This window comes from Natronorubrum thiooxidans (assembly GCF_900156475.1).
Taxonomy (GTDB): domain Archaea; phylum Halobacteriota; class Halobacteria; order Halobacteriales; family Natrialbaceae; genus Natronorubrum; species Natronorubrum thiooxidans.
Genome location: NZ_FTNR01000019.1, coordinates 14,098 through 27,008, shown reverse-complemented (window position 1 = coordinate 27,008; position 12,911 = coordinate 14,098). Strand labels below are relative to the sequence as shown.

General features: G+C 59.3%; 10 protein-coding genes. 6 read left to right on the top strand and 4 right to left on the bottom strand.

Going from position 1 to position 12,911, the window contains the following annotated elements; genetic code table 11:
- Positions 1-39 precede the first annotated feature (39 nt).
- From BW940_RS18385 to BW940_RS18375, 3 genes are all read right to left on the bottom strand, one after another.
- Positions 40-378, bottom strand: a complete 339-nt coding sequence (locus tag BW940_RS18385; RefSeq protein ID WP_076610655.1) for a thioredoxin family protein — start codon at positions 376-378, stop codon at positions 40-42.
- A 148-nt stretch (positions 379-526) separates the two neighbouring features.
- A complete protein-coding gene (locus tag BW940_RS18380) occupies positions 527-1,378 on the bottom strand; it encodes an alpha/beta fold hydrolase (protein ID WP_076610654.1) in 852 nt (283 codons plus the stop codon).
- Positions 1,379-1,515: 137 nt separating this feature from the next.
- Positions 1,516-1,980 (bottom strand): Rrf2 family transcriptional regulator, encoded by a 465-nt coding sequence (locus BW940_RS18375; protein WP_076610653.1) that lies wholly within the window; start codon positions 1,978-1,980, stop codon positions 1,516-1,518.
- Between the two features lie 874 nt (positions 1,981-2,854).
- On the opposite strand from BW940_RS18375, the gene BW940_RS18370 reads away from it, so the two are divergent.
- Positions 2,855-3,334, top strand: coding sequence for a hypothetical protein (locus BW940_RS18370; RefSeq protein WP_076610652.1), 480 nt, complete (start codon positions 2,855-2,857; stop codon positions 3,332-3,334).
- A gap of 575 nt (positions 3,335-3,909) precedes the next feature.
- On the top strand, positions 3,910-6,294 hold the full coding sequence (locus BW940_RS18365; RefSeq protein WP_076610673.1) for a S8 family peptidase: 2,385 nt from the start codon (positions 3,910-3,912) through the stop codon (positions 6,292-6,294).
- 211 nt (positions 6,295-6,505) lie between these two features.
- Here BW940_RS18365 and BW940_RS18360 read toward each other — a convergent pair whose 3' ends face one another.
- Positions 6,506-6,685, bottom strand: a complete 180-nt coding sequence (locus tag BW940_RS18360; protein WP_076610651.1) for a hypothetical protein — start codon at positions 6,683-6,685, stop codon at positions 6,506-6,508.
- Between the two features lie 329 nt (positions 6,686-7,014).
- On the opposite strand from BW940_RS18360, the gene BW940_RS18355 reads away from it, so the two are divergent.
- The 4 genes from BW940_RS18355 (at position 7,015) to BW940_RS18340 (ending at position 12,868) form a co-directional block, all read left to right on the top strand.
- Complete coding sequence (locus BW940_RS18355; protein WP_143823943.1) at positions 7,015-7,659, top strand: hypothetical protein; 645 nt, start codon at positions 7,015-7,017, stop codon at positions 7,657-7,659.
- Positions 7,660-7,973: 314 nt separating this feature from the next.
- Positions 7,974-8,606, top strand: a complete 633-nt coding sequence (locus BW940_RS21590) for a hypothetical protein (RefSeq protein ID WP_076610650.1) — start codon at positions 7,974-7,976, stop codon at positions 8,604-8,606.
- Positions 8,607-8,821: 215 nt separating this feature from the next.
- Complete coding sequence (locus BW940_RS18345; protein ID WP_076610671.1) at positions 8,822-10,699, top strand: midas domain-containing protein; 1,878 nt, start codon at positions 8,822-8,824, stop codon at positions 10,697-10,699.
- Positions 10,700-11,032: 333 nt separating this feature from the next.
- Complete coding sequence (locus tag BW940_RS18340; protein WP_235847855.1) at positions 11,033-12,868, top strand: hypothetical protein; 1,836 nt, start codon at positions 11,033-11,035, stop codon at positions 12,866-12,868.
- Positions 12,869-12,911: the final 43 nt, after the last annotated feature.

Sequence of the window (12,911 nt, the reverse complement as noted above, 5' to 3'; positions counted from 1 at the left end):
TCTCGACTCATTCGAATCGACGGGATCGGTCGGTTACGCTCAGGCGATGAGTTGTCGTACTGCTTTCTCCTCTTGCATTCCGATGAGACGGTCGGTGGGCGCTCCCTGATCGAAGCCGATGACGGTCGGAATCGAACTGACGTCGAAGCGGGCAGCGACGTGTGGAAACGCGTCAACGTCCACTTTGACGACAGGTGCATCGACAGTCTCTGCAACTGCCTCGACTGTTCCTTCCATTAGTTGACACGGGCCACACCAGTCCGCGTAGAAATCGACGAGGACGGTGGCTTCGAGTTCGAGAATATCGTCGAGTTCGGAGTCGTCCTCGAGTTCGACGATCGATGTACTGGGTTCGGCTGAATCTGTCCGTTCGGACATACCCTAATAAACGTGTGAGATCGGTTTAAGAGTAAGCGAACCAGACCGTTGGTTAGTTACCTGACCCTCACCTGCTCACGCGAAACGATGTGGACTCCTGTCCGTCAGTTCCGGAGTCGCGATTCGAGTCCCGTCGTGAACGCAGGCATCACTCGAGGACATTAGAGAGGGCCTCGACGAACGCCGTCGACCGATCCTCCGGGACCCAGTGATTCGCGTCGAGTCGGGTGATACCAGCGGTGTTCTCGAGATCGTCGTTCAACTGCTCTGCGAACTCGATTGGCTGGAACCCGTCGTTTTCACCCCAAATGAAGGATGTCTCCGCCGTGATAGCACTGTAGTCGAGTTCGGTCGTGTGGCTCGTATTCGTTGCGATCGCGTTTCGACTGAGGGAGATCCGACCCTCGTCGCTGCGAAAGCGAGAGACCATCGCTTCTACGAACTCGTCGTCCGGATCGATGAGTGTCGACTGGAACATCTGGGTGAGCTGTTCATCGACGTCCTCGACGGACATGTCGTTGATCGTTCCGGGAAGCCCGAGATCGACGATGAACTGTATCGGCCACGAGTCGTACGCGATCGAGTTCGAAAGCACGAGCGTTTCGACGGCATCCGGGTTGTGCGCCGCATAGCGGAGCGCGACACCACCACCGATATCGTGAGCGACGAGATCGATCTGATCGACCTCGAGTTGGGTGACCAGCTCCTCGAGTACCCGCTCTTGGGCCCGGATGGATCGATCAAACCCGTCGTGCATCGCGGAGTTCCCGTAGCCGACGAAGTCCGGGGCGATCACTCGCCGATCGGCTTCGAAGGCCGGTGCGACACCCCGCCAGAGATACGACCACGTCGGAATCCCGTGGAGGAACACGAGCGGGGTTTCCGCTGTGTCTGTCTCGCCTTCATCGTAGTACGATACCGTCAACTCGTGGTTGTCGAGCGACACCGTCGTCTCTTCGTGTGCGTCTGTCCACTCCTGTAGGGTCGGTTCGTTCGTCATCGATTGAGCACTCGTCGCCCCACTATTTGTAACTATGGATGTTACAATTAGGTAGTATCAAATCACTCGCTCGCCGAGAGCACCATCGCCCTCTTGATAACGGAGCGAAAAGAACAACGCCAGTCGAGACACCAGTTTCAGTCGCCGAGATCGGCACTTTCGACGCTTTCGATCGGTGTCGCTGATCGCTCGAGAATCTGCTGGCTGAGATCGTCGATCGTGATCGTTTTGAGTTCGTCTGTCAGGGCTTTCTCTGCCGGCTTCAGCGTCTCTGTGAGAATCGCTTGAATGTTGTCGCCGACGGGACACGCTTCGTTCGGTTCGTTCGGATGGAACGTAAAGAGAGAATCCACCTCGAGTGCCTCGTAGATGTCGTACAGTGACACGTCGTCGGGACTTCGAGCCAGCGCGAACCCGCCGTTCGGTCCACGCTTGGATATTACGAGGTCAGCGTCTCGTAAATGACCGAGTAGACGACGGACAACGACGGGATTCGTATTGAGACTCCAGGCGAGTTTCTCCGACGAGAGGCGTTGATCGCTGACGACAGCAAGCACTGTCAGCACGTGTGTCGCGACGACGAGCCGACTACTCCCATTCATATCCAAAGTCAGACGACCAGTGGTGTAACGCTTTCCGATATCCTCACGAACCCGTCAGCTGCGTTCACAGCATAGATACGCACTTTCGAGGGCTACAGCCTCGGTTGTGGCGGGTCTACCGAGTGTGTCGACTTCGTTCGACTGGCTCGAGCCAGTACTGCGGCAGTTGTCTTTGGCCGTGTCTTTCTTGTCGTGTGACACCAGCCGAGTTTTACAAACGTATGAATGTTTGGTGGTCGTGCATCACTATCGAATAGCCGTTGAGATTGAATGTGACTGACTGCCGTGATAGCGTGTTGTGGTGCCTTCTGACCGACTACTACCGTTCGTATATTAATCATAGATACTGATAGTCAAGTCGACTGTTTATTTTTGTCCACTTTCACAAAAACATGGTAGATATCCGACTGAGTGAACGCTACTAGCGATAGCGTTCAGACCTCGTCGAGAATCGACGTGTTTAATTGGAATACCCCAATAACAGTAAAACTGTAGCCATCGATGAAACGCCACTCCAAACTGTTTTCCATCGAGAGACGACGAGACGTGAGATACCGATGAACGATCGGCAATCCTCCAATGAGAACTCCACGGTAACCCGGTCCGACAATCTCTCTGCACAAGACTTCGCACAGAACAACCTGCCCCAGCGTCCGGTCCGGTTCCGATCCGAGTACCGTCGCGATCTCAGACACTTCGCTTTTATTTGTAGCGGTGTCGCGGTAGTCGTTGCCGTGCTCTTTCTTTTCTACTCGTTTTGATCGCTCACGCGCTTCTCGCTGACACGTGCGCAGCTTTCATCTATCATCGTGAGACTACAGGTGGAAGAACACTAGCGTGTACGCTTTTTATGCTAGACAACCTCTATCAAGATATGGCAGTCGAAACTGAGGCCCAAGTCAGGATCGGAACGACACAGACCAACTGGATTAGCGCGGGACTCGCCGGCGTCGCCGCTGGAATCGTCTTCGGTGTGCTGGCAGCGATAATGATGCCGGATATGATGGGGATGGTCGGCGCACTCTATGGCTTCGGAGGAAACACCGTTGTCGGCTGGATTGCCCATCTCATCCATAGCCTAGTCTTCGGACTGGTTTACGCCGCACTCGTCACCACTGGACAGCTTCGGCCGTACGCTGGTCGCGTGTTATCCGGTGCGGGGATCGGTCTGGTGTATGGCGTGGTTGTGTGGGTCGTTGCAGCGTCGATCGTCATGCCGCTGTGGATCGGTTGGATGACTGGGATGGCACCACCTGTCCCCGATTTCAACGTGATGAGTCTCGTTGGTCATGCCGTGTACGGGGTCCTCCTCGGTGCCGCCTATCCGCTGATCCTCGTTCGAATGGGACAGTAGCGTACGGAACACACGCCGAACCGGATTTCATTTCTTTTCGACACGTGTACTCCGTTCTCGAGGTTCGCTATCCGTACCCAATATAAATAGCTATTAGTATCGGTCTCGAGATCCGACGGATGCTACAGATACAGCCATTGGGATTTAGATAGCGGGTGAATGACCCCGGAGTGAAGAACGATATGACCGAATGGCGAACCTCCCACTCGAACGGAGACGAAACACCCCGAACGGAGAAGACCCTTCCCGATACGACTACAAACGACGATAGTCGCGACGCGGCGGCGGGAGAACCGACAGGGCTCTTCGCAACCACGATTGACCGGCTAACAGCCTCTTGTTTTTATAAGAAAACACGGTCTCAGACGCCGGTCCGTGTTTGGGACGCTATCCGGAATCGTGTTTTTGCCTGTGAAACGGCCGGTCGAATCCGTATCGGTCTCGGACCCATGCTCCAGTCCGTACTGGTCGCTGCACTGATTACCGGTCGACACCGATCGCGGCGGGGCATCTTGGCCAGAATCGGCACAGCCTTTGTCGGGTTACTTGGCGTCGGTTCGGCCGCAGGCACGGATATGGGGGACGAAGACGACGTGGATCGGTATGTCGTCGGGATGGAACCAGGAACCGTTTCGGCGAATGTTTCACGTGAAGCGACGACCGTTTATCGAACGCTGAGTGTCGCCAATGGTGGGGCCATGGTCGGGACGTTTTCGGACGCTGCCCGTCGAGAACTAGCTGACCGAGCAGACGTTCGGTACGTCGAACCGGACCACGTCCGTCGATCACCGACGCTGGAACGAACCTCACTCGAGGCCACCGATGTTCAGCCCGACGAACAGCAGTTACCGTGGGGTATCGAACGCATCGGCGCGACCGAGTTTCGCGAACAGGGAGACACGGACAACCGGGGACGTGTCGCGATTCTCGACTCCGGTATCGACCCGGAACACGAGACGCTCGAGGTAGCAGACGGTATCGCGTTCGCCGACTGCAACGATTCGACGTGTGAGAACGAGTGGGACGACGACAGCGGTCACGGCACCCATTGTGCAGGGACGGTAGCCGCACTCGACAACGATATCGGCGTGATCGGCGTCTCGCCAGCGACGGACCTCTGTTCGGTCAAAATACTTGCCGGTGATGGCTCCGGTTACGATTCGGACATTGCTGCCGGAATCGAATGGTGTACCGACAATGACGTCGACGTCATCAGTTTGAGCCTCGGCGGTAGCGAGCCAGCGCAGGTTCTCGAGGACGCACTCGAGTATGCGTATCAGAACGGTTCCCTTGTTGTCGCTGCGGCGGGAAACACTGGGCCAGTGGGTCAGATTGATTATCCAGCCAAGTACGAGCAATGTATCGCCGTCGGCGCGACCAACGATCGGGACGAGGTTCCGAGTTGGTCCGTTACCGGCGACGAACTCGAACTCGTTGCCCCCGGTGAGGCAATCCTCTCTACGAGCCCGGGTGACGAATATACGTATCTCGACGGCACGTCGATGTCGACACCGCACGTCGCTGGTGTTGCCGCTCAACTGATGGGACAGGGAATGCCGAACGCGGAGGACACGGACAACTACGACGACCCCGGCGGCGTTCGTGGCCTGCTCCGCAAGAGCGCCGATGATCTCGGGCTGGACGAGTCTGAACAGGGATACGGGCTGCTCAACGCGGTCACGGCCCTCGAGGAGATCGAACTCGTCACCACCGAGACTCCCACGGGCGTTCGTGCCAGCACGGCCACGTTCCGCGGAACGCTCCGCGATCTTGGGGATGCCGACGCTGTTGATGCCCGCTTTCGATGGCGCGAAGCCGGCGGTGACGACTGGACCGAGACCGAATCAGAGACGCTCACCTCGAGCGGTGAATTCCAGCACCAGATCGATGCACTCGATCCAGACACCGAGTACGATGTCCGCGCAGTCGTCGACCCCGCCGACGAGGGCCCTATCGCTGGAACCGTCGTGTCGTTCGCGACTGGTCTTGACTCGCTCGCCGTCGAAACGAGCGATGTCGAGGTTCACGACCATCGGACGGTACAGCTCAACGGCGTGCTGGCAGGACTGGGTGACGCCGAGACCGCCGACGTGTCGTTTCTGGTTCGGTCGGCGTCCGCTGACGCTGACGCGAACGCCACGGCCGACCGATCGTCGAGTGTGGCGGATTCGAAGGAAACGGAGCCACAGACGCTGGACGCGGTCGGCGAGTTCGACGCGGAGCTGTCCGGCCTCGCTCCCGAAACCGAGTACGAGGTCGAAGCACTCTGTGAGACCGACGAAGCGACCGAAACTGGTGATCCCGTTTCGTTCGTCACCGATCCGGAACCGGGACTCCCGGAGATCGATCGCCTCGAGCTCACGGACGACAGCACCGGACAGTTCGTGCGGTGTCGGGTTCGGTGGGCTGCCTCCGTCGACGACGGGGCGATCGAACTGGTCACCGCTCGTCTTCGCTACGCTGATGAGGACGAGGTGTTACACGAGGTAACCGCCGAAGTCGATGCTGGCGAGGAAAACGGCGTTCTCACTGTTCGAAACAGCGACCGACTCGAGGGTGCTGGCGAAGACTACGATGTAACGCTCATCGTGACCGATACGGAAGGAGAAACGACGGAAGAGACAGCGCGTGCAACCCTCGATGAGCGCTCGCCGCCGCCAACCATCGACAGGTTCGATACTACGCCCGACGATTTCCTCGGGACTCCCGAAATCCGCGTCGAGTGGGCAGTTTCGGACGATGGCGGGGAACTAGACGGCGTCGAACTCGAGTTGCGCAGGCCAGATGAGAGTGCTGTTATCGACGCTGCGAGTTCGATGGCCCGTGGTGACGAAACAACGGGTGAGGAGTCGCTTCGAGACCGGAACGGAGCCGAGGGAGACGAGTACGAAATTACGATTCGTGTCACTGACTACTTCGAACAAACGACCGAAGAAATGACGCGGACGACATTTGAATGAGCTCCCCGGAACGGTCGGGCTTGCTCGCGACACCGGATCGACGCTGCCGAGAGGGTGCGTTTTGAGGCGGGTTGTCTGTGCGATCATCCGCTCATACTGTCAGACAGAAGTCAGTGAGAAGTCGATCGCGAATTCGCAGCCGTCACTCTCGGGACGGCCGCAGTAGAGCGATCGATCTTCGAATAGTTCTGTCCGACAGTATCAAAAGCGGCTACCGGTCAGATTCGTTTCGCTCACGGTCGGCAGTCTCCTGGTTGAGGTCGTACTGGGCCATGAGCAGACCGAGAACTTCGGGATTTGCCAATTCATATCCCATCTGTATGTTCAGTTCGTGTTTAATCTCCTCGAACCGATCGCTTTTTGTTCCGTGCAATTTGACATGTGTCGTCATATTATGTTCCGATGAGATCGATTTTTAATTTCGTGTCTCGCATCAGTGGTTCAGTAGAATGAGCATGGCGCTCAAAAATCCCAGTCGAAAGAACGGTGCGTATCGAGAAAATCACGTTCGATTGGGCGAGAGACGCACTGCAGCACGACAAGGTGAACTCCTCTCGAGGCGACTGTCCCGCAACTGTTCCGGTGACAAACGGCGCAGACGTGTCGGACGACGCGTTCGTGGGTCGACTGACTTTTCGACTCCCCATTCGCCCCGTATCGTCCCCATCCGTGGCTATTATTTGGTGCGTGTTGACAACGATGCCGCGCTCACCGGTGAGTATGAGACGTCGAACACTACTGACGGCGGTTGCAAGCGTGGCGGTTGCAGGCTGTACAAGTCTCGGCTCTGGGAGAGACACACCAGCAGTCGAGGAATCCGATCTTATCGAAGCGTTCCAGGTCACGCTCGAGGACCGTGGGTTCGAACAGATCGAACTCGAGCCTGTTGATAATGGACTCGAACTGGGGTACAATGCGACTGGCACGACGGACGACAACGTCGCCACCGAGCTCGAGTTAGTAACGGACGGCTACACGACCGCTATCGAAGGCGGACTGGAAATGGCGTTTCTCAACGCGACTGCGTACGATCCGAACAACGACGACGTTCTCGATTACTTTACGATCGAAACCGAGTGGGTCGACGCATACCTCGAGGAGGACCTCGAGTGGCCCGAGTTGCTGTCTCGTATCGCAGGGACGTTCGAATCGACCGAACCGGACGACGAAGACGATACCACAGAGGAAAATACTGACGGTGAAGGCGACAGCGACGAGAGCGAGGGTGAAAGCGACGGCGACGAGAGCGAGGGTGAAAGCGACGGCGACGAGAGCGAGGGCGAAAGCGACGGCGACGAGAGCGAGGGTGAAAGCGACAGCGACGAGAGCGAGGGCGAAAGTGACGGTGAGGGAGACGACGAATGATAAACGCCTCGCCATCGACACACTTCGTTGAGCGAGGTCGTGGAACCTCTTTGAGACGGACTGTTGTCGTAGCGAATGTTTCGGGCTTCCCCTCGAGGAGTGGACACGGACGAGTAGCTCCCGATCGAGCCAGGAGCCGACGTGCTGTAGTACGTGGTCTCGTCTCGAGGATTACTTCCTCCCGACCTCGAGAATAGAGTGGCGGCCTCGAACGCCCGAAAAACCCGTCGCTGATCGGATCACGGTGACTGTCGTCGAATGTCCGCTGTTTTTCGACCACGCTTCATACCTCGTCGAGGTGTACCTCGCCCAAGATGACGACGTGTCCCTACTGTGGCGAACCCGTTTCGGACGACGCGTACGATGCTCACCTCGAGCGAGCACACGCCGAGGAGTTGACGCCTCTCGATCGGCGGCGTGTCGGAGCGACGGCTGACGAATCGTCTCATCGGGAGCGAGCGGTGTACGTGGGCGCTGGGCTCTTGCTCGCCGTCTTCGTGGTCGGATACGCTGCGATATTCTTTAGCGGCGGCTCGATTGACACGTCCGCCGTCGTAGAGCCCGATCCATCGGCTCCGATCCACGAACACGGGACGATAACCGTCCAGTACGACGATACCGTCGTCGCGTTCGACGACCCGGAGCACATCGAACGTGACGACTGTTTCCACTTCCACGGCCACGACGATGCCGCCATCTGGCACGCTCACTGTTCGGATGTGACTCTCGAGTACGCACTCGAGACGCTCGGCATGGATCTCACTGCAGAGCAGTTCACCGTCGACGGCCAGACGTTCGACGAGGCCGACGGCGACACCGTCTCGGTCACTGTCGACGGCGAGGACGTCGACCCACAGACGTACGTACTCGAGGGCGTCGAATCGGTCGACGACGCGGCCAATGGCGATGGAGATCACGTTGAAGTCGTCGCCACCTCGGGTGAGTAAGTGACGTGGTGACGACGGATCGACTGCGTGAGCGAGGACGATCGGCAGATCTCGAGTGCGGTCGCTGTCGGCTTCGTGACTCCGAACGGCCCGTGTTGACCGCGATCCTTCCCGACCCTTCGTCGCCACCTTTTGAACGGAACCGTCGAAGATCCGATGATCTAGCGCTCTGTCCGAGCCGATCCATTCGGATATACTAGATGATCGATGAAAACATGACAAAAAGACTTGGTGTCGTTGCGTTAGCCGTGATTCTGGTCCTCGGGGGTGTTGCCGCCGCAAACGGCGGTGTCACCAACGACCAGACCGTCGTCTACTCGCTGGACGATGAACGGTGTGACGTGACGGAACATCTCGACGAAAACCTCGACGTGACGAGTGAACTCGAAGAAAGCGAGAGTGAAAGTGAGAGTGATCGGGATCGATCGAACGCCGATCACCGGGAGAACGAACGCGACCGCGATGTCAGCGAACGCGACACCGAACGCGACAGCTCGAGTGCACTCGACGAGAGCGACCGCGATACGAGTGAACGCGACAGCAGTCACGACAGCGAGTACGATCGTGACGGCAGCGAGTCCGAAGTGAACGATCGCGACGAACAGCGCGACGAAAGTAGCGAACGTGACGTCACCGACGTCGACGAGAGCGATCGCACGGTCAGCGAGACCGAAATCGACGATACGGACGTCGAGAGCGATGAGAGTGAACGTGAGAGCGAGAACGAAACTACACAAAGCGATGTCGACGAGTCGAACGCCGACAGCACGCACAGCGAGACCGACTCGAGTGCGAGCGACAGTGCGGCGGACGAACACGAAAGCGGCACGAGCGAACGCGCGAGCGACGTCGACGAGAGCGCCAGCACTGCCGATGAGAGCGAACGCGATCGTAGCCAGTTCGGTGTCGACTACGACGATGCGGTGCGTGACACGAGCGATCGTGACCGCAGCGACGTCGAAACGTCCGACAGCGAGCGCGACGCCGACGACCGCGACAGCGAAGAGCACAGCTCCGACGTGAGCGAACGCGACGCCAGCGCGAGCGACAGTGACGAGCGCGAGGGCGAACGTGACACGAGCGCGAGCAACGAGACTGAGCGCTCCGACAGCGAGAGTGAGTCGGATCGGACCGACGCAGACCAGTCCGGTGGCAACGACGGAGACGCACACGAACGAACTGACGCCGACAGCCAAGCTGCAAGCGACGAGTCCGACTCGAGCGAGCAGACGAGTGAGGCCGACAGCGAGGCGAGCGAATCGGACAGCGCAGAGCACGAACGCGACGAGAGCGAGGCGGATCGATCCGATCGCGACCGCAACGAATTCACCAGTGAGGCGTTCCTCAGTGAGACGTTCGAGTCGGTTCTCGACGATCACGAGGAGACACGACAGGGAAGCGAACAGGGTCTCGAGGAGAGCGAACGGGACGCGAGCGCTACGGAACGTGACAGTTCCCGCAGCGACTTCGACGCCAACGAGTTCGACCGCGGGGCCAGCGAATCCGCAAGCGACCAGCGCGACAGAACGCTCGATACCACTGACAACGACACCGAGCGCACGGAGAGCGATCGAACCGACCGTGGGAGCGACAGCGACCGAACCGCAAGCGAGCGCGACGGCAGTACGTACTCCGACGAACGCGACGAGAGCGAACGCGACCGCAGCGAGCAGACGGACTCCGAACGCGATGCTGTGAGCGAGAGCGATACCGGCACGGACACGCGCGAAGACACCGACACCGAACGTGAACGGATCAGCGACCGCGACAGCAGCCGTGACGAGAGCGAACGCGACCGCAGCGAGCGCGCCGACGAGAGCGAACGCGAAAGCCAGCGTGACCTCAGTGAGAGCGAACGCGACCTCGAGACTCGAGACAGCGATCGCAGCGACTCCGAGACCGACTCCGAGAGCGAGCGCGTGCAGAACGAACGCGACCAGACTGAACGCGAGCAGACGACCGATTCGGACTGTGAAACGATCTCCGAACGCCTGATCGTCACCGGAGATAGTCCTGCCGAACTCGAGGAAAAAGGCATCCTCATCGAAAACGACGACGGCAGCTTCGACGTCGACGTCAGCAAACTCGAGTGAGACGAACACCGAACGAACGCCGTTCGGCCCGCGAACGCGGTTTTTTGATCGGCGTGTTGATCAGCAGACGACTGTCAGTTGGTGCCAGTGTGCCCGCGATCTGCCTGCGAGCGCGTTGGTCATCCTGTCTGATAGTCTCACTCGAGAGGCAAGCCCGTCCCGTTTGCACACGGACGACGGCCCGTACGTGGCCCGATCCGCGCAGTGAGACCCTATCTACCCCGTATCTTCCCGGGGTTTCGTCGTCGCTTTTTGACCTCGTCCCCCGGAGAGTGCAGTGACCTACCACGTAGGTTCGAGCAAAGAATGAGACAGAAACTAACAGTTCTCACAATGATCGGACTGCTACTGCTCGCCGGTGCCGCTGGTGCCAGCGGTGTCGCAGGAGCACAGGTGACCGATCGGTGTGACGAAGGCGAAACCGTCGACGACAGTACGTCGTCGCTCGACGAAGACGAAGAGCACGAAAGCGACAGTAGTACCGACCGGGAGCGATCCAACAGCGATCTTCGCGAGAGTTCCAGCGATTCGGACGTGAGTGCAAGCGACAGTGCGAGTGACAGCACGACCGACGTCGACGAGAGCGACCGCGACGTTAGCGAGCGCGACAGCGCGAGCGACGCCGAGGCCGACCGCGACGGGAGTTCCCTGGAAGTGAACGACCGCAATGAACAGCGCGACTCGAGCAGCGAGCGCGACGTCAGCGATATCGACGAGAGCGACCGCAACGTTAGCGAGACCGAAATCGACGACACGGACGTCGAAATCGAGGAGGACGAGAGCGATCTCGACCGCAACGTCAGCGAGCGCGAGGACAGCGAGGCCGACCGCGACAGCACGCTCAGCGAGACCGACTCGAGTGCGAGCGACAGTGCCTCCGACAACGCTGACTCGAGTGCAAGCGAGAGCGAGAGCGACCTCGCGGAGAGCGACAGCGCCTCCGACGAGAGTGCAAGCGACCGCAGCGAGGACGTCGTCGATCACGATGATTCCGATATCGACGTGAGCGAGTCCGACTCGAGCACCAGAGACGAGAGCGACAGCCGAAGCGACCTCGACGAGAGTGATCTCGACGAAAGCGAACGCTCCGAGAGCGCACGTGACGTCAGCGACAGCGACCGCGACCTCGATGAAAGCGACAGCGACGAAAGCGCAAGCGACGAAAGCGAGAGCTCCGAGAGTTCTAGTGACTCCTCGATCGACGAGAGTGACGAAATCGACCGTGGCGCGAACGACCGCGACAGCTTCGACCGCACCGACAGTGGCTCTGACTTCGACGCGAGCGAGAGCGACGAGAATAGCTTCGATGCGAGCGAGAGCGACCGCAGTGTCAGCGAGAGCGCCTTTGACGAGAGCGACCGTGAGGAACTCGAGACCGACGCCTCCCAGAGCGATCGCTCTAGTTCCGACGTTGACAGCGACCGCAGCGAGAGCGACGAGAGTAGCTTCGACGCGAGCCAGAGCGACCGTCAGGGTTCCGAGAGCTCCCTCGACGAGAGCGACCACGACGCGAGTACCGCCGACAGCGACCGGACCGAACGCACGTCCAACAGCGACGAGAGCACGAGCGACAGCAGCGAAGCCCAGAGTAATCAACAAGACACCAGCTTAGACACGACCGACAACGATAACGAACGCAGTAGCAGCGAGTTCGACGAGAACGACGTCTCGAGCGACCGCAGCTACAGCGAGGACGACCAGAGCACCAACACCGACGAAAGCGACATCGACGAAAGCGACCGCAGCGCGGCCAGCGAGTCCGTACTCGACACCGAAAGCGAGAGTGACACTGGTACGGACACGACCGACATCACTGACGTCGAAAGCGAGTCCAGCAGCGAGCAGGACAGCGCAGCTGACGTCAGCGAGTCCGACCGCTCCGAGAGTGCTGCCGACAGCGCGTCCGACAGCAGCTTCGAACAGAGCGACAGCGACCACGACGTCGACCAGCGGGACAGCACCCGTAGCGACTCCGACACCGACTCCGAGCGCTCCAGCTTCGAGAGTTCGGGCGACGAGAGTAGCTTCGAGGAGTCCTACGACTCCAACTGCGGCCACGGTGGCTCGAACTCGAACACCGACAGCGGCTCCGACGGCATCGAACGCGACAGCGCGACCTCGAACATCGGCGCAGCTGTTGGCAGCCTCGTGTCCGCCATCGTTGGCTAGGAACGCGAGACGCGATCACACCACACCCGGTTTTTATTAATGG

Bases quoted from the DNA above. Each gene is read 5' to 3' on its own strand.
- BW940_RS18365 (WP_076610673.1), top strand. From the start codon at position 3,910: ATGGGGGACGAAGACGACGTGGATCGGTATGTCGTCGGGATGGAACCA.
- BW940_RS21590 (WP_076610650.1), top strand. From the start codon at position 7,974: ATGACGACGTGTCCCTACTGTGGCGAACCCGTTTCGGACGACGCGTAC.
- BW940_RS18375 (WP_076610653.1), bottom strand. From the start codon at position 1,980: ATGAATGGGAGTAGTCGGCTCGTCGTCGCGACACACGTGCTGACAGTG.
- BW940_RS18385 (WP_076610655.1), bottom strand. From the start codon at position 378: ATGTCCGAACGGACAGATTCAGCCGAACCCAGTACATCGATCGTCGAA.
- BW940_RS18340 (WP_235847855.1), top strand. From the start codon at position 11,033: ATGATCGGACTGCTACTGCTCGCCGGTGCCGCTGGTGCCAGCGGTGTC.
- BW940_RS18360 (WP_076610651.1), bottom strand. From the start codon at position 6,685: ATGACGACACATGTCAAATTGCACGGAACAAAAAGCGATCGGTTCGAG.
- BW940_RS18370 (WP_076610652.1), top strand. From the start codon at position 2,855: ATGGCAGTCGAAACTGAGGCCCAAGTCAGGATCGGAACGACACAGACC.
- BW940_RS18355 (WP_143823943.1), top strand. From the start codon at position 7,015: ATGAGACGTCGAACACTACTGACGGCGGTTGCAAGCGTGGCGGTTGCA.
- BW940_RS18345 (WP_076610671.1), top strand. From the start codon at position 8,822: ATGACAAAAAGACTTGGTGTCGTTGCGTTAGCCGTGATTCTGGTCCTC.
- BW940_RS18380 (WP_076610654.1), bottom strand. From the start codon at position 1,378: ATGACGAACGAACCGACCCTACAGGAGTGGACAGACGCACACGAAGAG.